Source organism: Larkinella insperata (genome assembly GCF_026248825.1).
Classification (GTDB): Bacteria; Bacteroidota; Bacteroidia; order Cytophagales; family Spirosomataceae; genus Larkinella; species Larkinella insperata.
The window spans coordinates 6,343,830-6,366,106 of the sequence record NZ_CP110973.1 but is presented as its reverse complement, the minus strand read 5'-3'; the positions used below and the strand labels follow the sequence as shown (position 1 = coordinate 6,366,106).

Annotated in this window: 20 protein-coding genes; 2 read left to right on the top strand and 18 right to left on the bottom strand. The window is 52.8% G+C overall.

What is annotated here, in order from left to right; translation table 11 throughout:
- Positions 1–304: 304 nt before the first annotated feature.
- Positions 305–3,691, top strand: a complete 3,387-nt coding sequence (locus tag OQ371_RS25640) for an ATP-binding protein (protein WP_265991344.1) — start codon at positions 305–307, stop codon at positions 3,689–3,691.
- Positions 3,692–3,804: 113 nt separating this feature from the next.
- A complete protein-coding gene (msrA, locus tag OQ371_RS25635) occupies positions 3,805–4,461 on the top strand; it encodes a peptide-methionine (S)-S-oxide reductase MsrA (protein WP_265991342.1) in 657 nt (218 codons plus the stop codon).
- Between the two features lie 41 nt (positions 4,462–4,502).
- Here the strand turns inward: msrA and OQ371_RS25630 are convergent, their stop codons facing one another.
- From OQ371_RS25630 to OQ371_RS25545, 18 genes are all read right to left on the bottom strand, one after another.
- On the bottom strand, positions 4,503–4,706 hold the full coding sequence (locus OQ371_RS25630; protein ID WP_265991340.1) for a hypothetical protein: 204 nt from the start codon (positions 4,704–4,706) through the stop codon (positions 4,503–4,505).
- A 292-nt stretch (positions 4,707–4,998) separates the two neighbouring features.
- On the bottom strand, positions 4,999–5,310 hold the full coding sequence (locus OQ371_RS25625; RefSeq protein ID WP_265991339.1) for a hypothetical protein: 312 nt from the start codon (positions 5,308–5,310) through the stop codon (positions 4,999–5,001).
- 77 nt (positions 5,311–5,387) lie between these two features.
- The gene (locus OQ371_RS25620; protein WP_265991338.1) at positions 5,388–6,596 is read right to left on the bottom strand and encodes a glycosyltransferase family 4 protein; all 1,209 of its coding nucleotides are present in this window, start codon (positions 6,594–6,596) and stop codon (positions 5,388–5,390) included.
- Between the two features lie 139 nt (positions 6,597–6,735).
- Complete coding sequence (locus OQ371_RS25615) at positions 6,736–7,488, bottom strand: glycosyltransferase family 2 protein (protein WP_265991336.1); 753 nt, start codon at positions 7,486–7,488, stop codon at positions 6,736–6,738.
- Positions 7,485–8,060: a WcaF family extracellular polysaccharide biosynthesis acetyltransferase gene (locus OQ371_RS25610; protein WP_265991334.1), complete on the bottom strand. Its 576-nt coding sequence runs from the start codon at positions 8,058–8,060 to the stop codon at positions 7,485–7,487. Before OQ371_RS25610 ends, OQ371_RS25615 begins: the two co-directional genes overlap by 4 nt.
- Positions 8,020–8,943 carry a glycosyltransferase family 2 protein gene (locus OQ371_RS25605; RefSeq protein WP_265991333.1) on the bottom strand — a complete coding sequence of 308 codons (924 nt, stop codon included), beginning with the start codon at positions 8,941–8,943 and terminating at the stop codon, positions 8,020–8,022. Before OQ371_RS25605 ends, OQ371_RS25610 begins: the two co-directional genes overlap by 41 nt.
- The gene (locus tag OQ371_RS25600) at positions 8,940–10,106 is read right to left on the bottom strand and encodes a glycosyltransferase (protein ID WP_265991331.1); all 1,167 of its coding nucleotides are present in this window, start codon (positions 10,104–10,106) and stop codon (positions 8,940–8,942) included. The genes OQ371_RS25605 and OQ371_RS25600 overlap by 4 nt, the downstream gene beginning before the upstream one ends.
- Positions 10,107–10,123: 17 nt before the next feature.
- On the bottom strand, positions 10,124–11,284 hold the full coding sequence (locus tag OQ371_RS25595) for a glycosyltransferase family 4 protein (RefSeq protein WP_265991330.1): 1,161 nt from the start codon (positions 11,282–11,284) through the stop codon (positions 10,124–10,126).
- Positions 11,285–11,318: 34 nt separating this feature from the next.
- Complete coding sequence (locus tag OQ371_RS25590) at positions 11,319–12,041, bottom strand: FkbM family methyltransferase (RefSeq protein ID WP_265991328.1); 723 nt, start codon at positions 12,039–12,041, stop codon at positions 11,319–11,321.
- A 37-nt stretch (positions 12,042–12,078) separates the two neighbouring features.
- On the bottom strand, positions 12,079–13,431 hold the full coding sequence (locus tag OQ371_RS25585; RefSeq protein ID WP_265991326.1) for an O-antigen ligase family protein: 1,353 nt from the start codon (positions 13,429–13,431) through the stop codon (positions 12,079–12,081).
- 328 nt (positions 13,432–13,759) lie between these two features.
- Positions 13,760–14,725 carry a hypothetical protein gene (locus tag OQ371_RS25580; RefSeq protein WP_265991324.1) on the bottom strand — a complete coding sequence of 322 codons (966 nt, stop codon included), beginning with the start codon at positions 14,723–14,725 and terminating at the stop codon, positions 13,760–13,762.
- A 5-nt stretch (positions 14,726–14,730) separates the two neighbouring features.
- Positions 14,731–15,759, bottom strand: a complete 1,029-nt coding sequence (locus tag OQ371_RS25575; RefSeq protein ID WP_265991323.1) for a glycosyltransferase family 2 protein — start codon at positions 15,757–15,759, stop codon at positions 14,731–14,733.
- Positions 15,743–16,576 (bottom strand): DUF5672 family protein, encoded by an 834-nt coding sequence (locus tag OQ371_RS25570; protein ID WP_265991321.1) that lies wholly within the window; start codon positions 16,574–16,576, stop codon positions 15,743–15,745. Before OQ371_RS25570 ends, OQ371_RS25575 begins: the two co-directional genes overlap by 17 nt.
- Before the next feature lie 16 nt (positions 16,577–16,592).
- On the bottom strand, positions 16,593–17,576 hold the full coding sequence (locus OQ371_RS25565) for a glycosyltransferase family protein (RefSeq protein WP_265991320.1): 984 nt from the start codon (positions 17,574–17,576) through the stop codon (positions 16,593–16,595).
- 15 nt (positions 17,577–17,591) lie between these two features.
- Positions 17,592–18,791, bottom strand: a complete 1,200-nt coding sequence (locus tag OQ371_RS25560; RefSeq protein ID WP_265991318.1) for a glycosyltransferase family 4 protein — start codon at positions 18,789–18,791, stop codon at positions 17,592–17,594.
- The gene (locus OQ371_RS25555; protein WP_265991316.1) at positions 18,788–19,441 is read right to left on the bottom strand and encodes an acetyltransferase; all 654 of its coding nucleotides are present in this window, start codon (positions 19,439–19,441) and stop codon (positions 18,788–18,790) included. Before OQ371_RS25555 ends, OQ371_RS25560 begins: the two co-directional genes overlap by 4 nt.
- Positions 19,442–19,519: 78 nt before the next feature.
- The gene (locus OQ371_RS25550) at positions 19,520–20,218 is read right to left on the bottom strand and encodes a WbqC family protein (protein WP_265991314.1); all 699 of its coding nucleotides are present in this window, start codon (positions 20,216–20,218) and stop codon (positions 19,520–19,522) included.
- A 14-nt stretch (positions 20,219–20,232) separates the two neighbouring features.
- On the bottom strand, positions 20,233–22,275 hold the full coding sequence (locus tag OQ371_RS25545; protein WP_265991312.1) for an ArnT family glycosyltransferase: 2,043 nt from the start codon (positions 22,273–22,275) through the stop codon (positions 20,233–20,235).
- Positions 22,276–22,277 lie beyond the last annotated feature (2 nt).

Here is a 22,277-nt window from a genome sequence, read left to right as displayed (position 1 = left end):
GGTAAAGTGCTGACAGGGAGTTAGTTGGGAAGGTGATGTTGACCACTGGATAGAGGGAGCGAAAAACAAAACAGCCGAAATAAGTAGAGAGCGAGACCGTTACGAGCTGCCGGCAGTCGGTTAATTTCCCGCCTGGATGGCAAACTGAAAAATCGGCGAAATAACGGACCAATAAACGCCGGGAAATAAAGTTGAACAATTTTATATTTGACAATCCACCTAAACAATAAAGCTTTTTTTGAAAAACACTTCACATAGGACAGGCACTGAATCGTCAGAACAATTTTTAGCCGGAGGAGGAGAAATGGGGCAGTTGATCCGGTCGATGGATTGGTCAAAAACTCCGCTGGGACCTACTTCCACCTGGCCACAAAGTCTGCGAACTTCCGTCAGCCTGTGTCTTTCTTCAACCTTCCCGATTCTGATTGCCTGGGGCCCCGAAACCATTCAGATTTACAACGACAGTTACCGCCCGATCTGCGGGGAAAAACACCCTGAGTCGATGGGTCAGAACTTCCGGATTTGCTGGGAAACGGCGTTGCCGGTGGTGGGCGATGCCTTCACGCGCGGCCAGCATGGTGAAGGAACCTACATCAAAGACCAGCGTATGTTTCTGGATCGGCACGGGTACCTAGAAGAAGCCTTTATGACCTTTTCCTTTGCACCCATCCGGGACGAATCCGGCGAGGTTGGCGGTATTTTTCACCCGATCACCGAAACAACGGACAAAATGCTGAGTGCCCGCCGGACCCAGGTTCTGCGGGATGTGGCCGCCCTGACCAGCCAGGCAAAAACCAATACCGATATTTACACCAGTTTCGCCCGTTCACCGGTTGACTTTGCCCTTGATCTGCCTTTTCTGCTGTTTTACGAATTACACGAAGAAGGGCAGTTGGCCCGGTTGGTCAGCACGGTTGGTCTGCTGGCCGATCAGGCCGTTCCTGCCGGGTTGGAGGAACTACACGTCGCCCAAACCGAGTGGCTGACTAATCTAAACGAACTACTGGTCATCCATGAGTTGCCTCAACGGGTTGGCCCCCTGGCTGCCGGACCCTATCCTGAAGCCCCGCATACCGCCCTGCGTTTGCCCATTTTTCTATCCACGAAAGCTCAGCCAGTCGGTTTCCTGTTGGCGGGTGTCAGTCCGCGCCGGGCGCTTGATCAGGACTACCTGAATTTCTACGAACTGCTGGCAAATACGATCAATACCGCTTTTTCAAACGTTTACGCTTATCAGGAGGAGCAGAAGCGGGCAGAAGCGTTAACGGCCATTGACCGGGCCAAAACCGCCTTCTTCAGCAACATCAGTCACGAGTTCCGGACTCCGCTGACCCTGATGCTGGGGCCGCTGGAAGAGTTACTGCGGGATGCCGAACTTCAGGCATCGGACTATAAAGAGCCGGTGGAAGCCACCCACCGCAACGCCCTGCGCCTGTTGAAGCTCGTGAACAACCTGCTCGACTTCAGCCGGATTGAAGCCAACCGGGTTAAAGCCAGCTTTCGCCCCCTTGATCTGACCGCTCTCACCATTGATCTGTCCAGCAGTTTCCGTTCGCTCATCGAACGGGCGGGTTTGGATTATTCCGTCAACTGCCAGCCGTTGCCGTCTGTGGTGTATGCCGATGCCGAGATGTGGGAAAAGATTGTGCTCAACCTGCTATCGAATGCGTTCAAATACACACTTCAGGGCGGTATTCAAGTTGAATTAACGGCTGAAGACAACGCGGCCGTTCTGCGTGTTTCCGATACGGGGATCGGCATACCGGAACACGAACTTCCGCATATGTTTGAACGGTTCCACCGGGTCGCAAACGCCGGCGGGCGCACCTACGAGGGCAGTGGAATCGGTCTTTCCCTGGTTCACGAACTGGTGCGGCTGCATGCGGGAACAATAACCGTAACAAGCGCTGAAGGAAAGGGCAGTACCTTCACGGTGCGGATGCCATTGGGCAAAGAGCACCTGCCGGCCGGTCAGATTCTGGAAACGTCAACCTGGAATGGCATGAGTCAACTGGCCGATTCGTTTCTGAAGGAAGCCAGCACCATGCTGGAAGACGATAAACCGTCAAATTCGCTGGCGGAAACCCCCGCGACCGACAATGAAGTCAGCAAGTCCACGAGCATCCTGGTGGTGGACGACAACGCCGATATGCGGGCTTATCTGAGCCGCTTGCTGGAACCGTATTTCACGGTTTATACGGCTACCAACGGAGCCGATGCCCTTGACCAGTTGAGCCGTCAGTTGCCGCAGTTGATCCTGAGCGATATCATGATGCCCGTGATGGACGGCAAGGAGTTGCTGCGTCAGCTCAAGCAAAATTCTGCGACGGCCCAAATTCCGCTCATCTTTCTGTCGGCCCGGGCGGGGCAGGAAGCCCGCATCGATGGACTGGAAGCGGGAGCCGATGATTATTTGGTTAAACCCTTTTCGGGGCAGGAGTTACTGACGAAAGTGCGGGCGCAGATTATGCTGAATCAGTCGCGCCGGCAGGTAGAAGAGCGTTTACGCAATCTGGTACAGCAGGCTCCGGTTGCGATGCTGCTGGTAAAAGGCGAAGCCCTGACCATTGAACTGATCAATGAATCGATGCTGGAGCTGGTTCAACGGCAGGCTGATATTCTAGGAAAACCGCTGGTGGACGCTTTGCCCGAACTGCGGGACCAGGTGCTGGTGGAACGGTGTCGGCAGGTGTATCAAACCGGAGTTTCGGATCAGAGCTGGGGGCTAGCCCTACCCGTACAACGGGGGGGGCAGGTGCAAACGGGTTATTTCAACGTGCTGCTGACGCCTTATTACGAGGGCAATGCCATCACGGGTGTGCTGGAGATATGCACGGAAGTGACGGAGTTGGTTCGGGTAAATCAGGATTTGGCGGCCAGCGAATCCCGGTATCGTCAGCTTTCGGCGGACCTGGATGAGCAGGTTCAGCAGCGTACCCAGCAGTTGCAGGCATCCGTATACGATTTACGGCGGTCCAACGACAACTTGCAGCAATTTGCTTACGTTGCCTCCCACGACTTGCAGGAGCCCCTGCGAAAAATACAGGCATTCAGTGACCTGCTGAACGCTCACTATGGGGATGTACTGGGCGATGGCATCGATCACCTGAAACGAATGCAGGCTGCGGCTGGCCGGATGTCCGTGCTGATCAAGGATTTGCTGACGTATTCCCGGATTTCAACCCGGCAGGAAGCCAGCCAGCCCGTGTCATTAACCCGGATCGTCAGTACGGCTCTCAACGATTTAGAACTGGTTGTCAAAGAAACCGGTGCAACAGTGCAGGTCGACTCCTTGCCGACCGTGTACGGGGATGCCTCCCAGCTGGGTCAGCTTTTCCAGAATCTGCTGAGCAACGCCCTGAAGTTTCACCGGCCGGGCGTCCATCCCGTCATCCAGATTTACGGTAAGCCGGTAGCGGCCAGCGATCTGCCCGTATTGGTGAAGCCCGTCCGTCCGGCACAAACGTATTACCGCATTGATGTAGCCGACAATGGTATTGGTTTCGAAGAGAAATACGTGGACCGGATCTTTCAGGTCTTCCAGCGCCTGCACGGTAAAAGCACGTTTGCCGGAACTGGTATTGGATTAGCGATTTGTGAGAAGGTGGTTATAAACCATGGCGGAGCCATTACAGCCACCAGCCAGCCTGGTCAGGGAGCTACGTTTAGCGTGTATATGCCCCAGCAGTAAAATAACCGGTTTAAACGATCACTCCAGATCCACGCCCGCTGAAGCAGGTGATGACGCGTCCATGAACGGGCTTGTTTCTACTTTTGTTATATAGATACAAACTTATACCGTTTATGAAAACCATTCAGGGTGTCGTTTTAGGTCTTTTACTGCTGGTGGGCTGTACGCCCGCCCAAACGCAGGATACTACGCCGGCCAAACTTCCGGCGCTCAAACCCGGTGAGGCCGTCGCAACGTTTGCGGGTGGTTGTTTCTGGGCGCAGGAAGAAGGCTTCGATCAGCTTCGCGGGGTCCGGGAGGTGGTTTCGGGATACGCCGGTGGCCACGTCAAAAATCCAACGTACGAGCAGGTAGGCACCGACGAAACCGGTCATGCCGAATCAGTTCAGGTCTATTATGATCCTAAAGTGATCAGTTACAACGATTTGCTTGAAGCGTTCTTTGCGGGTCATGATCCGACGACGCTGAACCGGCAGGGCCCCGACGTTGGCCGGGATTACCGCTCCGTTGCTTTTTACCGCACGCCGGAAGAAAAGCGAGCCATCGAAACCGCAATCCAGCGGACCAACGCTTCCGGGCATTACAAAAATGCGGTAGTCACGGAAGTGCTGCCGTTGAAGGCGTTTTATCCCGCAGAGGGTTACCACCAGAATTACTGCAAACTGCACCCGAATCAGCCATATATCCGGAGCGTTTCCATGCCCAAAGTTGAAAAGCTGCGCAAGGCCATGAAAGGAAAACTCAAAAACGAAGGCCAGCACTCCATCTGACCCGCGGCCTGACTCACCACGCCGGGCAAGGAGAGTCAGGCTTACGCCTGGCCATCCTCTGAAGAGGAGCCACTCGTCTGATTCGTTACGATCAGCAGTTCCGTAACCGTGAGCAAATCCAGAATCTGGACTTTAATCTGGCCAAGCGTATGAAGGTCTAGCAGCTGGTTACTGGCGACGTGTTCGTCCATGACCGCCCGGATGTCTAAAAGTCTTTCCTGAATTTCAGAGAGATTGGTTTCCATAACTTATGATTGGATGAAGGTCAATTGTGGTAAAGTAATACCGCCCATTTCCAATCCCTTCTGCAGATGAGTAGCGGATAAGTCGAATTTGACACGGCGCTTGAGTAACTAAACTAGTCTGATGTCATATGAAGTACAAGGGGAAATCTACCCTTTTTAGAAAGCGGTTACATGGGCCAAACAGGACCAACGGCTTTTTGGCTAAACGCTGAAATTGGCTTTGAGCTCGATGGCTGAATCAGAAACAAAAAAGGCTTACCATCCGGCAAGCCTTTTTTTTGTATAAAAGTGCTTAGAATTCTTCTTCCGGGTCAATCTCTGACGTCAAGTCATCAATATCACCCTCATAAGTCAGCGAATTAGAACGATTTTCGGTTGTGTTGATGGCCGTGTGCGTATCGGTATACAGCATCGTATCCATCGCTTCATCTTTCCCCTTGTTGTATGGATCTTCAGCACCTAAGCCCAGATCCGTAAACATGGGAGCGGTGTCAGCCTCAGAAAGGGGCGGGATCTCCTGTGGTTCCTCCGAAGTCTGTGACTCACGATTATAGTCGGTTCTGCGGGAATTGGAATTCACCGATTGTCTAGTCTGATCTTCCATAATGCATACATTCTGATTGTGGAGATATAACTAGCTGGCCCGCCAATTGTTTCCGGGAGTAATCGGTCAGATCCGTCTTATAGATACCGGAGAATGTTCCTGCCCGAAAAAGCGTTGGTCAACTGGCTAAGATACAATCCTTTCCGGCGCGGCTTGTCAATGGCCCGCACGCGCGCCCGCATTTTCAGAAAAACGCCGACGGCCATGTATAAGAAGAACATGCCGATCAGAATAAATAGCGAAACGGTATTCGAAATATCCCGGTGAAACAGGAAGAACAGGACGGTATTCACCAGCGAAACGGCACAAAGAGTCGCTGTTGCAGCCGCGTGCGACAGGCCGTTATCAATCATGATGTGGTGCATGTGGTTGCGGTCCGCAGAAAACGGCGACCGACCGGCCATGATCCGCACCAGAAAGACCCGCAGCGTATCAAAAATTGGCACAATTAAAATGACGATGGCCACGATCGGGGCGTTGAAGAACGAGGTCGGATCGAACCGGAAGGAGTTGTTCAGGTTGATGAATCGCACGGCAAAAAACGACAGGAGAAAGCCCAAAATCAGCGAGCCCGTATTGCCCATAAAGATCTTGCTGGTGTGCGAAAAGTTAAACCGAAGAAAACCAATCAGTGCACCGGCCAGCGTAAAGGCCAGACACGCCATGGCAAAGTGGTTGGTGAGCAGAAACCAACTGCCAAACGTCAGACTCGCCAGCGTGGAAATGCCGCCCGCCAGGCCATCAATGCCGTCAATGAGGTTAATGGCGTTGATGATTGTAATGAAAATCAGGCAGGTGATCAGAACGGAAAAGACGTCGTTGATGTGATACAGGCCAAAAATACCGTATAAATAATCGATGCGAAGTTTACCGAAGAAGATCAGAATCAGCGACGGCAGCACTTGAAAGAAAATTTTCTTGTTGGGGTCAATGCCCACCATGTCGTCCTTGATTCCGATAAAAAACAGAATCGACATGCCGACGATTGACAGGTTAGTGCGGTAGATATCAGTCTGGTCGATGGCCGGCCAGAGAAAGTAGCTAATCAGGATAGCCGCAAAAATGGAAATACCGCCAAAGGTTGGGGTGGCCGTTTTATGGGAACTCCGGTGACCGGGTTTCTCCATCAGAAACTTCAATTCTGATATTTTAATGACAACGGGGATTGAGACAACGGCCACAAAACAAGCCACCAGAAATGACAACATGCACTGGTAAAGACCCAGCTGGAACAAGTCGTCGGCGAGCTTATTTTGGATATAAGAAAGAAGTAATTCAAGATTCATATGGCAGGTGTGATAATACTTCTACTATAAAACCGCTGATAAGACAGCCTGTAAATGTTACCGTTTTATAATTTTTGTACAATAAATATTGACTGTATGGCTGCTAAACTTATCATGCGGTGCAAAAAACGACTATTTTTCAGAACTTCGGCAATAACTGGTCCAATTTTCTCAGCGGTTTTAATAAAAGTGTAAAAAAGTAAGGACGGAGGCCATTGATGCGCCAGGCCTGACGGTCTTCGCGGTTGGCCCGCCACCGGTGTTTGAGGGTTGCGTTGCTGACCCCGCCCGACCGCATTGCTACCGTAACTTCGGGTAGATAACTAAGTTTTATTTTATTCTTGTGAATAAAGCGCAGCAGTAGTTCGTAGTCGGACGAGCTTTTCAGCTCGAGCGTGTAGCCGCCCAGCTTCTCGTAAACAGACCGCTTGATGAAACAGGTCAGGTGGGGCGGCATCCAACCCCACAGAAAGGCACCTTCTTTGTACTCGCCCACCTTCCAGTACCGGTCTATCTTCTCGGTATTAACCGGATTAACGTAAATTTCATCGCCGTAAACGCCGTCACAGTCAGTGGTTTCGAAAAGCCGTACTACCTTCTCCACCACCTGGTTGTGCTTGTAGAAATCATCCGAGTTGATAAACCCCACTACATCGCCCGTTGCCAGTCGCAGGCCCTTGTTCATGGCGTCGTAGAGGCCCTTGTCGGGTTCCGAAACAAACCGGGTGATGCGCGAACCGTAGGAGCGGACAATGTCGGCGGTGTTGTCCGTTGATCGTCCATCGATGACGATGTACTCAATGTTCGGGTACGTTTGGTTCAGCACCGACTCGATGCTGTCCCGGATCGTGGCCGCGCCATTAAAAACGACCGTTATGATGGTTACCTTCATGAAATTTCGCGTTTTTTAACCAAAACCGCCGGGTTGCCCTGGTAGATACCATAGGCTTCGAGCGGCCGGGTCGCCACCGAACCGGCCGTCAGAATGGAGTGGGAGGCACAGTTGGCACCCGGGCAGACAATCGATTTGACGCCGAGCCAGACGCCGTCTTCCAACTGGATGGGTTTGATGAACAGATCAAACGTTCGGCTCCGGTAATTGTGATTCCCGGTTTCGAGAACGGCGCCCTGCGAAATACAGACGTGGTTGCCGATCGTGACCGGGGCCAGGTTATCGATCCAGACGTGTTCACCAATCCAGACGTAGTCGCCAACAGTCAGCAGCCAGGGAAACTTGATGTTCACGGCGGGTTTAATGGCGAGTCCCTTGCCGATTTTTGCCCCAAAAAGCGTTAAAATCCACTTTTTTACGCTGATGGGAAGCGGCAGATACGAATTGATCGTAACCGAGCTCACCAGAAACCACAGCACAATTTTCCATTTTGGTCCGGGCTTCCACCAGCTGTTGTCGTACACCGACAGGTCAGTGCTGGCCTGGCCGCTCAGCCAGGAGGTCTTTTCCATATTCTGTCTTGAAGAATTCAATAATCGCTTGTTTATCAGTACCGACGCGGTGGTAAACTTCGTAAAGTTTGGCATCCACCAGGAACCGGTACCAGAGTCCCTGCAAAAAATGCCACATCAGCCCCGGCCGACCATCGATGATGCCCAGCCGCAGAATGTACCGGTACAAAAAGTAGACCACCGGCCGCGTGAAAAGCGGCAGCGACGCATACCGCAGTTTCAAATACCGTTTTCGCTGTTCCTGCGTGCCGAACAATTTGGGTTCAACCCGAATCGACTGGTCAAAGTTATACCGAATGTTTAAAATATCGATGACTTCCCGAATGGCATACAGGTTGTGTTTCTGCGTCCACCACGTCAGGTTATTGAGGTTATGATCCACAATGTCGTGCTCAAACTGAATGGAACGGCCCGCCGAGAGCTTGATGTGTTCGTCCATCCAGGTTTCTTCGCAAATCCCCTGGCCGTTGCGCCAGAGCCGGAGCAGCCAGATGGGGTAGTAGGCCCCGTGTTTCATCCAGCGGTTCATAAACATAACCCGGCGCTTGACGTAGATACCGCTGACGTCGGCGGGCAGTGTGCCCAGCCGGTTTTTGATTTCGGTCGCCAGTTCGGGCATAACGTACTCGTCGGCATCCATCCGCATCAGCCACGTAGTCTGAAAAGGGGTGTGCCGGATACCGTAGTTGAACTGCGTGGCGTAGTTGACCCACGGATTCTGGGCGACGACCGCCCCCATCGACCGGGCGATCTGAACGGTCTGGTCGGTGGAAAAGGAGTCGACAATGAAAATCTGATCGGTAAACGGCAGCAGACTGGCAATGCACCGGCCAATGTGCTTCTCCTCGTTGTGCGTCAGAATGATAACGGAAATGCTACTCATGCGCGGTGCGATTCAGAGCTGAAAACTAAGCTTCTGTACTGGTCAATCAGCTGGTTGCCCACTACATTGATGTCATATTTTGACTGGACGAGTTGCCGGGCGTTGTTCCGGATCGTTTCGGCGTAGGATGCGTTATGCAAAAGGTCGTCCAGGTTTTTGCAAATCGCTTCCGGGTTCAGATCGGTCAGGCAGGCCGCCTGAATCTGGCCCACCTGGCGACCCAGCCCCACCCGGTCCGAAATCAACGTTGGAACGCCGGCGGCCATAGCCTCCAGAACCGCCATCGACAACCCTTCGGAGTACGACGGCAGCACGAAAACGTCCGCGTCGGACAGGGCCATTAGTTTGGTTTCGCCGGTCAGCATTCCCACCAGCCGGATCTGCTTCTCCAGACCATTCTGCCGGATAAACTGTTCGGCCTGCTGCTGATAACCGTCGTCCGAGCCGGCCAGCACCAGCACCGCATCCGAATGGGATCGGCAGTACTCCCGAAAGGCAGGCAGCAGCAGATCAAGACCTTTTTTACTGTTCAGGCGGCTCATGTACAGCACCATTCGCTGATCGGCTGAGAGACCGAATTTCTCCCGAAAAAGCCCGCGGGGGGGAAGATTGGCAAAATCCGAAACCGGAATACCGTTGGGCACCAGCACCACCCTCGGATGCTTATACCCGAGATAGCGCTCCACGTCCTGCCGCTCGTCTTCGTTCAAAATGTGCACCAGATCGGCTTCGGCCAGCAGCTTTTTCTGGATCAGAACGTCCATCAGGGCTTTCTTCCAGCGGCTGTGCTTCAGCACCCAGGCGTCCAGCACGCCATGAATGGTAACAACTTTTGGAACGGTTTTATTCACCAGAAAGGGAACGATGCTGCCAAAGTGCCACAGGCCGTGGCAATGGATAATGTCGTAGCGGGAGCGGTTCTCTTTTAAATACCGGTACAGATCCAGCGAGACTTCCCGGAAAAACCGACTGATTACGGGGGTACGCAGACAGGGGATAACCCGGCTGCCTTCCGGAGCCGGATAGAGCTTATCGCCCGGGGACATCGGACTCAGAATATCGACCTGGTGGCCTTCCGACACCGCAATCTGCGTATGGTCGTAAATCATCCGGGCCGGTCCGCCGATGGACCAGGTATAGGCACAAATGTGGAGGATTCGCATACGTTGGTTCGAAATAACTAAGTACGGGTCACTTTCACAAATCCGGCCAGCATTTCCCGGGCGACGGTATCGGGCGAGAAATGGGCGATAATCTCCGACGATACCCGTCCCATCGCCTGCCGGTCGGCGTGCCCGTCAATGAACCGAAGCAGGCAGCTGGTCAGCTCTTCGGGTCGGGCCGGGTCAAAAATATAACCATTCTGGCCGTTTTTCACCAGATCGGGCGCACAGCCGCAACGGTCGGACACCACAACCGGCATCCCGCAGGCCATCGCTTCGTTAACAACCAATCCCCAGGGTTCCGACAAGCTGGGCAAAACCAAGACATCCGCCAGCGCCAGCGTCTGGGGAACGCGGTACCAGGGTTGGTTGGGTAGTATTTTAACCGAATCCTGGGCGCCAAGCCGGTCAATCTGGGCCTGGATTGCCCCTTTTTCCGGTCCGTCGCCGAGCAGGAGCAGCCCCCAGTTTGCGCGGTTGCCGGCTTTTTGCCGTGCCTGAACAAAAGCGTCGATCAGGGCCGTCAGGTTTTTCTCGGCTGCCAACCGGCCCACGTAAATAAAGTTAGCGGGGGGCAGGTTCTGTTCAGCTTGTTTGGCCGTTCGGGTGGGCCGGGCCTGTTCGTACACCTGCCGCAGTTTTGCATTATCAACTACCGCATTCTGGGCAACCAGAATCTGGTCCGGACGAACGCCCAACTGAATCAGGTAGTTGGCCTGGGGAGTGCCAAAGCAAAAAAAGCCGTCGGCCATCGCAATGACGCGGCTTTTAAACCATTCCTTAAGTCCGCTCCGGACCTGATCGACCGGGGTTGATTCGGTTTGAATAACCACTTTAATGCCGCTGAGTTTGGCAAGCACCATCAGCGCAATCTGGGCGGGATCATAGTAGCCCGTGAGCAGGAGAACATCCGGACGGTAGGCGCGCATCCGGGCCACCAGTGCCCGGATTTTGGCTGGGGTACTGACCTGCTCAATGTAAGTGTCAAAAAGCAGTTCGTAGCTATACTGGTCGGGCAGTTGGTCGGGTTTGCCCAGCAGCGCCCGGGATTGTTCGCTCTGGGCAATTTGCAGAACGTGTACCTCGGCCTTATAGCTGGAAGCCAGGCGGTGGAGTTCGCTGAAAACCGTTGCCTTGTAGTGCGCCCACAAAATATTGTGAACAATCAAAATTTTCATTCCGTGGTTACGGGCCAAACCGCGCCCGGGCGTGTTAGCGGGCAAAGCAATAAAACGGTTTAGGCGGCCGGGCGATAAAACTAAACTCGGTATAGGAAGGTGAAATGGCAAAGAGCTTGTAACCAAACTCCTTTACTTTCTGAATGGAAGATTCCGTTACGCCGTTGCCGGTGAAAAAGTGGTGAAGTTCAACCAGTAGTTGCCGGGGTCTGAAATCCGTTTCGATAAAATGATCGAGTACCTTATATGTGGAGCCTTCAACGTCCAGATTGACCCGATCAACCCGTTGGTGAGCCAGGTCATTCATGATGGTGGTGATGGTCGAAGCCTGGACTTGTACTTCCTCTACCTCGTCGTCTTTGGCGTGATTAAAATGCTTTCTTTCAGGATTGGTGTAAAACGTGAGCGTATCATCCTGGTCGCAAAGGGCGAGTCCTTTGTAATGAAACTTTTCGGGCAATGGCTGGTTGTCAAGCCAGCTTAACACGTTTTCCGTAGGGTCAAACGCGTAAACGTGGCAGCCATACCGCTCGGTCAATGCGGCACCGAACGTGAAATCATACCCGATTCCGAATGAGTAAACGATGCTTTGGGGCGTCAGGAATTTTTTCAACAAATACCAGCTTCCGTAGGTACTGCCTACCTTCTCGGCGGGGAGAGCTGTTGGGTCAACGGCAACTTTGGAAAAATAACCGAGCCGCTTTTTCGCCGAGAATTCGAGGTTCCTGAGCGTCGTTCTAACATCGTTTAAGTTCATAACGTTTTAGGCTTTGTGCGTAATGAAAATACCGAGTTCAGGTGAGCTGGGGAGCCAGTTTGGGTGGTCGGTTGAGTAAACGGGCCGGGAAAAGGTGATCGATTCCGATAAAACGAATCATCATGCACAACGGTTGCCAGTGGGCCATTTCGTACGGTCGGCCAACCGTAAACATCTGGACAAACATGTAGATGTAAAAATAGGCCAGGAAGGTAGAAAGCGGATCCGGATTATCGCGCATGGCTTTCAGGCTGTAAACCAGCATGGACAGAATCAGGCAGGCAAAAATAACGAAACCAACAAATCCGTGATTTACCAGCGCTTCCAGCAACGGAACGTCCAGGTAAACGGATTTATAACCCTGGCCGTATAAAATAACGTTCAGGTGACCCTCCAGCAGAATGCGTAGGTAGAGAAAGCTGGTGGCCCGGTTACTGGCCGACGCATCCAGCGAAGCCGAGAAGTTGTCCGATGCTTTGAGCCCAAACACCGCGTAAACATTCTCCATGTTTCGCTCAATGAAGGCCACCGCGTACCCGTATAAAACCGCGTAGAGGTCGTAGTTTCTTCGGATAAAATAGGAAATACCGATAAAGACCAGCCCGAGGATGACCAGCGATGCCGGACGTACCAACTGGCGGAGCAGAGATTTGATTTGTGCGGGCCGGACGTTGAAAAACAGAAATAGAAAAATGATGATACCCAAGGCCAGAATACTGGAACGTACCTGCGTCAGAACCAGGATACCCATACTGAAAACGCCGGAAAAAAGTGCGAAGATGCGGGCCAGGAAGTTGGTTTTAGGCTGGGTTACCCAAATGCCGCAGGCCACGACGCAGATCAGGGCGTTGCGGGCAAACACGTGGGGGTTACCCGTACGGTATTCGCCTTCCCCGTATTGAATAGCCGCCCGCGATCCGATGGTCCAGGTCGGGTCGGTTAGCAGGGCATAAACCAGGGCCAGGTTGGAAACAACGGCAAACGCAACAGTAATAGGTATAAAAACTTCAATGATGTCGTTGGGAATATTAATCAGCAGAAATAAAAAAACGAAAATGTACAGGTAGTACAGCATATCCTGCGTGTAGGTATCAAAGAAGGTCGCGGGATAAACGTACATGGAAATGATGGAGAAAATCAGAAAGACAACTCCGAATTTCAACAGGAAGGGGTTACACCGGTACAGCTTCCGGAAGATGGTCGTCGGAATCATGAGGAGGTAGCCGAGCCCCAGGAAAGCGGCCGTAAAAGCCGTACTACCGGGTGCCAGCCTCAGCGATTCTTTAAAGAAAAAGATAAGTGGATAGCCGTTGAGACTGATTAAAATACCGACAACCATCCGCATTAAATCAATTCTTCGGAGCGTAAAGTAATCTAACAAACCACGCATTTTACTAATCGGTTATCATTGTCTGCCGGTGGCTGTTCGCTGAAAAAACCACCGTGTGATTAAGTGACTGAAAAGGTAATAAGCAATTAATATGCCCGGAGTGCTTTCAAGCGTGGAAGCCATCAACGCGCCCGGTATACCGTTTTGCGCTGGCGGACTCCTGGTTTTAGAACGGAATCAGGCCCCGGTCAATTGTATTTTTCTTATGTATCTACAAAGATACGGAAAAGAACGGTGAGGTCAGAATACCGAATTGCATTCTGACGCATCCGGGTTTTAGGCCTGTCAGCGCCCGTAAATAGTACCCTAACGGCTTTTCGTCCGTGCTTTATTTCATGTTCCGGGGAACGTCAACGGTTTCGATAAACTGGACGGTTTCGCGGAGCGACTCCACGGTTTTTTTTCGCCAGCCTTTCAGAGGAGGTTTAAAGGGTTGAAGGCCGTACGCCGGGGCGATGGCACTCAACTCCGCGCGTGCGTTAAGCTGACGTAACCGTTTCTGGTATTCCTGCCGCCGTGTTTGCACCGCTGCGTACGCCGAAATCTTGACGCGCGTCTGGGCCTGAAAATACCCCTCCTGATCAACAATGCCCTTGTAATTCAGAAAAACCAGGCTAGTTTCATCCGTTGGCCGTTCGTGCAGGTTCCACAAACCCAGATGCCAGCCGGGGTTTTTGACAATCGTAACTCCCTCGAACAAGCCGGGCGTCAGTACCAGCCAGATCTGATCGGTATACATCCCCTCGCAGGGCCGGGCAAAGGCCCGTTCCGGCACCCGGCTGCTCCACCAGTCCAGAAAACGGGTCGTTTCGGCGGTGTGCCGCAGGCCAACAAATCCGGAACTGTACAAGCCAACGTTCTGGAAATGTTTCTCATCCGGATAAGCGTTGTCGGTTAGCGGCTTTAGCAGGTGGGGAGTTAGCATGAGCGTCGCATCGGCGTACCGGCTTCGGACCTCCGTCAGCGGCTGGTACAGGTAGACGGATGGGTCCAGGTAGATCAGCCACGTGTTCTCGGGCTGCCTGGCGTACAAGTGTTTGATGAAAAGCGGTTTGCAGGCCGCTACAAACTCCGCGGGCGTGTATTGCTGCGACAACTGATCCTGATCAGGAATCGATAAGTCACTCAGCAGCACAGTTGGATACGGTATGGTAAAACCGGTTGGCAGGTGCGACGGATCATCACACAGACCAATGACGAAGGAGTCCGCCGGATGGTGTTGATGCAAACTTTCGCCCAGGGCGAGGGCCTGGGGCAGTTGCCGAATGGTGCAAACGGTTAGAAATGTAATCATGTTTTTTACTCGACTAAATCGCCCAGAGCCGCCAGATAAGGGGCATACTGGTTGGCCTCCTGATCGGCATAGCGGTGATAATTCCCGGCCAGCAATTCCCGAACCACCGGCCCCAGCCGTAGAATCCGCCCGTCGGGCATCGTGCTCCGCCGGGCGTAATGGCTTAACCGTCGCTCAAATTGCCCGATGCCGGGCGTTTTTGTTGGAATGCGTTGGCAGACCAGCTTGTATAATTCGTTCAGTTCGTGGTGCTTACTCACCAGCGGCTCCAGCTTTTCGGCGTGCGGACGCGAAAACCGGTCTTTCAGGCTGACGGCTTTTCCGGCCTCCGGGGGGCGGGTGCCTACCTGCTGCTTTTCGTGAGTTCGGTACCAGAGCAACGGTTTTTCGTAAAAATCGATGGTGCCTTTGGCGGCTGTAACCAAACCCAGCCAGCCGTCGTAAATATAGTTGGGCAGGTTCGGAATGGGTAACAACACGGGCAGCAACCGCCGACGCAGGGCCGACGCACAACCCATCACCCGATTACCGTCCAGCAAAACCTCCATGGCTTCACCCCGGCGCCAGCGGTCCCGGACGGGGGCCGTAAACCGCACCGTATCCCAGAATAACCGCCCCGTGTCATTCAACTTCGAGTCGGTAATAACGGCGTTGGTGAAAACCAGGTCGGTTTGCGGATGCTGCATCAGATAAGCCGAGAGCGTTTCAATTTTTTCGGGCAACCAATAGTCATCCTGATCGCAGATAAAAATCAGTTCTCCGTTGCAGAGCGAAAGCGCTTTCTCAAAGTTTTTGTTGTATCCCAACCGGGCCTCGTTCCGGGTAATTGAAACCGGAAAAGGAGCCCCAGCGGCAAATTTCTCCAGAATCGTCCGGGTCTGGTCGGTCGAATCATCGTCGCAGACAACCAACTCATCCGGTAAACGGCTCTGTTTGAGCAGGCTCTGCAACTGCGTATCCAGGTAGGCTTCGCCATTATACGTACAAAGCGCCACCGATAAGGTCGGACGAGCTGGGTCAGATGGTGTAGCCATAAGTTGCAAAAATGGGGCGCCAGTAATCGGTTCCGTGAATATCCCAGGCATGGCATCCAAAGGGCAAATGTCCGTTGTTGTAGGTGGCAATGGCGCGCTCGGGATAGAATTCCACCGCAAACCGCATGGCCGTCCGGAAGTCCGGTATGCTCAACAGGGGAAAATACCGGTTGACCTCAATTCCCCAGAAAACGTCTTCGTTGTATTGATGGGCGTGAATTTTTTCGTAATTGTCGATTTTCTTGCGGAAAAACCGGATCCAGCGCAGCAGCGACGACACATTCCGCAGCGAAAAGCCGCCGTTTCCAACGCCGTTCAGGGAGGTGATTTCGCGGGGCGTAACCCCATCTGCCTTCTTCAAATCCAGCCACAGCGCAATCTTTTTCTTGATGCTGAAAACCGCTTCATCCTTCCAGTCGAAGAAATCGCGGTCGCGGAGCCAGGGCGCGCCGATGTAATCGTACCCCCGGCGGCACCAGTCGGTCAGTTCATCCTGAAAAACAAACGCATCCAGTTGGTGAATGAGCATGAATCGAAAATCCGTAAAGGCCTGATAAAACTCCTCAGACAACATCAGTCGGTTATACGCCTGAATATCCTTGAAATACGACTCGTTGAAAGTCCGAACCTGAAGCTGCGGATGAGGCTGTGTCAAATACGAAACATCCAGCGTCTGGGGAGCCACTAAAATGATCGGGTGTTTGCCCAGAACGCGCAGGCACTGGCTCAGCGAAATCTGCTCATGATCCGTCAGCGACGACTGATAAACCGGGATGACAACGCAGGCCAACTGCGGATTCTTGCGGGAGTTATTCATTCGTGTGTCAGGACGGTTACCGGTTTTCCAACACCGAAATTAACGCATGAAGCGGAGATTTCAGTGCTCTCCGAACTTTCTGATAATACAGGATTTTGGGCGGCTTGATGTAAAAGCAGGGGTAGTTTCGGTAAGTTTCGTTTTGATTATCAAGCAGTTGCTGATGGTAATGTTTGAAGAGCGGTACAATATCGGCCCGGTCTTTAAATGTAAACCGGTTCTGATATTTGGAGACCTCCTCCGGTTTGTGAACTCCGTATCCGCTGTAGTGGAAAAACTGCAGATCCGCCGTTTCGTTGACGCGCCAGACCCCGTTTGGCGCCGAGAAAGACCGTTCGTGCAGGTTCCAGTAAGCAGCATTGTACCCCGGGTGCTTTTCAATCCAGACCCGATCGTAATAAATCGGTGCAAAATTTACCCAGTGCTGATCGACAAACAAACCGTTGCAAAGGTCGATGCGGCATTCGTTGACCAGCCGTTTTTTCCACCACTGCACAAACCGGTTCGATTCTTCGGTTTTCTGTAAGCCGATGAACCCCAGGTTGAAGGTTCCCGTATTCAAATGATTCAACTCGTTGGGAATTAGCCAGTCGTTGATCGGTTGGCAAATGTGGGGCGTTAAAACCAGGTTGTATTCCGCCAAGTGCTGCTTCAGACGGGTAAGCGGCTGGAAGACAATGATATCGGGGTCGAAATAAATAACTTCGGTGGCTTCGGGGTGGTGTTTGAAAAAATAGTCGATGTAAAACGGTTTGACAGCGGTATTCAGTTCCGTAATGTCGTAGCGGTCGCACATGCCCGCGAAGTCCTCAATCTCAATCTGATCGACTTCCAGCATCGGATACTCAGGCAGGAGCGAAGATGGCAAATTGGCCCGATCCAGCTTATCGACCAGCCCAATCACGTACTGCCAGTCAGGGTTGGTTTTTCGCAGGGAATCGCCCAGGGTGCGCGCCTGCGCCAGGTAGTTGATCGAGCAGATGGTGAAAGCAAGCGTCATGCTACTGATTCTATATCAATTTAGGGTTGTGGTCAATTGGTTGACGATTGCCAGAAAAGAATCCAGATTTTTTTCGGAAGAATGCCGTTCGATGACTTTCTGCCGCAGCGTTTGGCCCATTTGCCGGCGTTTGGTTGGGTCGTTAATCAGGGTGCTGATCCGGTTGGCCATCGCTACCGTGTCCAGGTACGGAACCACGAAACCGCCGTCGGTTTCGACCAGTTCGGGTGCTCCCCCGGCCCGTTCGAAACACACCACGGGCGTTTCGCTCAGAGCGGCTTCCAACACGACCAGCGGGTAAGGGTCTTCGCGGGAGCAAAGCGCAAAGATATCAAAACGCACGGTATACCGGAACACGTCGGGGGTTGGCTCAAGGAGCAGCACCCGGTCGCTCAGTCCGGCTTTTTGCAAATCCAGCGTCAGGTCCTGGTACAATTCGGTACGCGGCATGCCAACCCAGACAAAATAAACCGGTACATCCGGATGTTGGCGGATCACCTGCCGGGCAATCACGTTGAACAAATCGTTGCCTTTGCGCCATTCCGCGTTGCCACAACCGCCAATAATGATGGCATTTTCCGGAATTCCGTGCTGGGCCAGTACATCCGACGCCTGACGCGCCTGTTCAATTTTTTGCAGCAGGTTCGGAATATCAATCAGTTGAAATGTGCTGATCTGCTTTGGGTTGAAGCCATAGGCATCGACGTAATGGTGGGCAACGGCCCGAGAGACTGCAATCAGGCGGTCGGCATGGTCGAGCATGAACCGCAGGTTATCGGGTTGCGTGTACAGACGGATTGCCATTTCCAATTCATGCGCAAACAAAATAGTGGGCAGCGGTTTGATCAATTCGTGGATTTGCCGGTAAAGTCCGGAGTTCGTAACCGTATTGACCAAGACCAGACCAAGATTCTGCAACCGCAGCTCGTCTTCGAAGGCTCGCCAGCGTCGTTGTTCCCTGCGTCGGTGCAGCCATTGCCCAATGCGCAGCAGATAAAGAAGCTGATCAATCCGGCGGCTGTAGAGCTGCCGAACGGGTTCGGGCCATTTTGTCACGCTGGTCACTTCCCGATATTCGGTTTCCAGCGGGCCACCGTCACCCAGCAGCAAATGGGTTGGGATGTTTCGTTGCTTCAGCATCTGGAGCAACTGTAACAACACCAACTGCGCGCCGGCCCGGTTGGCATCGTGGCCGATAAACAAGATCTTTTTCAATACACTTTATGGCTCGGTACCGGTTTTTTTTCGGCGGGGTTACCCATGTAGACGCCCCAGGGTTCGGTGGATTTAACGACCGCAGCGGCCATCCCGACCAGCGTTCCTTCGGCGATGTGCAGGTAATCCCGAATGGTGCTGTTGACCCCAAAGAAGCAGTAGGAATCAACGACGCAGTGGCCCGACAGCACAATGTGGGACGTAAAAAACACGTGATCCTTGATCTGGCCGTGGTGGCCGATGTGGTTGCCGCTCCACAGAACAACGTTGTTGCCGATCGTGGTAAAAGGTTGAATGGTATTGTCTTCCAGAATGAAGCAGTTCTCGCCAATCGGATTGTTGAACAGGGTGGCTTTCGAACTGACGTAGGAAATAAATTCGTACCCTTTTGCTTTGGCGTCGAGGTACACTTTTTCCCGGTTCTTATTCATTTTCCGGCCCGTCATGGGCGCGAAAAACTTAAATTCCTGCGGGGGATAGATGGTTTCTACCGTTTCAAACGGAACCACCGGAAGTCCTTTAAACTCCACTTCCTTCAAGTATTCCTGGTTTACGGTAAAGGCAACAACCTCGTGCTCCGAGTCGTGCGTCAGGTAGAAATGCGCCAGTTCGGCCGTGTCCAAAACACCAAAAATAACAACCTTTGCCATGTGGGTAGCTAATTTTGAATGAGTGAGTAGAATCAAAGATCGCGCTTTTTAGGGCGGCAGCTATTCAGTCATTCAACGTTAAACCAATTCAAATGCCCCCAGCATTTTCTGCACCGTCGGAACGTCGTTGAACATCAGGACGTCGGCGACGGAAAGCCAGGGGACAAACTCATTCTGAAACTGCGGGTAGTCGACCCGTTTCGACTGAATGAAAAACAATTCCAGGCCCGCTTCGGTAAATCGTTGCCGGTCGTAGAGTTCCATCCCGCCAATGGGGTTGATGTAACGATCGGCCTTTTCCTGGCGACAAATATCCAGAATCCGATCCTGGGCTTTGAGGTCGCTGTTATGATAACGATCCGATGACGGAACAATCTCCGTTTGAATGCCGAGATAGTCATTAATGAACACAAAACTACCACGAACCAGATCAGCAATCGTATGAACCTCCAAGTTTACTATTTTTTCCAGTAAGGGGTAGACCGTTGTGTAAAAAGGCGCTTTCCGATAGCTCTGGCCGATGGTTTGCAGAAGTTTGGACCGCCACTTCGGATCGTCGCTCAGGTGGATGTCGGCAATCTGTTTGTTCTGGCTGGCGTCTTTAAGCGGAACCGTGATCAGGTGGTCTTTGCCGTTAACCAGAATCCGGTTCCGGTTGATCCAGCCCCGGTTGATGAACGCAACGTCATCGTAAATGATAAACTTATCAACGGCGTTCATCAGTTGCAGGTAGCCGATGTAGGGCAGGAAATAGGGCTGCATGATGGCAATCGTCATATCCGTTGGTGTGTTTACTTAAGCTTGCGTAAATAATAATCCTCACCGGGCACGATCAGGTGCGTCATGGTGGTGTCGGTACCCAGGCGCAGGTCGCCCGGCTGCGGTTTGATGACGTTTTTCGAGAAAAACAGGTAATCAGCTTCTTTCGGAATCGGCTGCACACCCTTTTCGAACGGATTGATTGGAATCAGCCGCCGGGAGAGGTGTTTGCCGTAAAGCGGATATTCAAAGTCGTCGTTGATGGTCCCCAGCGCCACCGTTGCATTCTCGGGAACCAGTTCGTCAAACCGTTTGTAGGGAACGTAGCTATCGGGCCGGAACAGCATCTGCATGTACATCCGCTCCGACTGAAAAGCCGACGGATGGCCGTAGGCCGACAGGGGCAGACAACGCTCATTGAGGAAAACCGTCAGCAGCGCCGACAGGCAGCCGACGCCAATCACCAGACCCACGTACGCTTTGAGCACAATCCGCCCCGGCTGCTGAACGCCGAGCCAGCGGTTGGTAAACAAAAGGGGCAGAAATAAAGAGCCCAGAAAACCGGTTTCGATAAAATACCGCCCCTTGAACGGGTCGTACGGGGCCGAGTAGGAGAGAGCCAGAAAATGCAGCGCGAAGGCAATGGCGAGAAAAAAGTGGGCCTTCGAGCGCATCAGACCGATCAACGATACAAAAACCAACGGCAAAATCAGGCCGAAACCGATGATGCCCCAATACGGGTTGGCGTTGTAAAACTCGAACCGCCGACTGAAAACGAAGGGAAAAATGGAGAAGTCGGTTTCTTCGTCCAACCGCATTTTCGTTACTTCCTCCAGCTTGACCAGCGGTTTTCGCATGGCGATGTTCAGATCAAGGCCCCACTGAGTGTTGCGCAACCCGTCGAGGTTGATGTGATCGTACCCGTACCGAATCACGTTCCGGCTACCTTGTTCGAACAGGTTGCTCAGCGTTCCGGCCCGTTCAACCGACTGGTGACGAAGAGAGGTCGGCGGACCGATAGGGTGGCCAAACACTTCGATGTTTTTAAGGTACCCCGTCGGCAGCATCCACAGACACACACCCACGATAAAAGCGGGCACGGCGTACGTCAGTCGATTCAGGAAAACCGAAACCGTGGGAGCCCAGAATACCGTGTAGATCATGATGACGAACATCGACGGCAACAGGAGCGTGAAGGTGACTTTGTGCCCATACGCGATTCCAAAGGCCATTCCGGCCAGATACAGAAACCGATTGTCACGGGCTACGGGCGTGCCGGATTCGCGGAAAGCAAACAGAAAATAAATGAAGCTCCCCATGTAAGCCGTCAGCACGATGTCCGTTTCGGTCGTAACGGCCTGCATCAGAAAATCGGGCAGCAACGCGTAGCAGATGGCGGTAAAAAAGCTGGCCGACAGGTTGCGGGCAATCCGTTGGGAAATCCCAAAAACCGCCACAATCGCCATCCAGTACGACAGGTGGTGGACCAGCTTGAAGGCATTTTCGAAGCGGCCCGTGATCAGAAACGAATAAATCTGGATGGTGCAGACACTTTTGGGGTAGGTGTCCATGTTCCAGTTTGTGCCTCCAAAATGCCGCATCGTGCCGCGCTGAATGTACTGCATCACGCGGTTGAGGTGGCCGGTCATGCTATCCCATTCGTTGGGAGGTGTCAGCAGAACGAGCAGGAGGTTGGTAACGGCGATAATAGCCAGTGTAGCCAGCAGCGCGGCAAACAGGATCTTCAGGTATACCGACAGCGTACGGTACCAGTTGCTGAAAGTTTCTCCCCGATCCCGGATCAGGCGGACCACCGACCACCGTGGCTGATGGACCAGTCTACCGAATACGACCCGTAAAACCGTCGCCGTCAGGAAAACCGAGAATGCCCAGACCGGCGTGGAAGCCGTCATATACAGCGCCGACAGGCAGAAACCCGTTAGAATGACGCTTCCGGTAAAGAGAATAAAAGAAACCAGCAGCCATTCGGTCAGCGACCGTCGGCTGATACCGGCTGCGGTGTTGCCGATGTAAAAGATAAACAGGGCAAACGTAAGCAGGTAAATCAGTGTCAAGA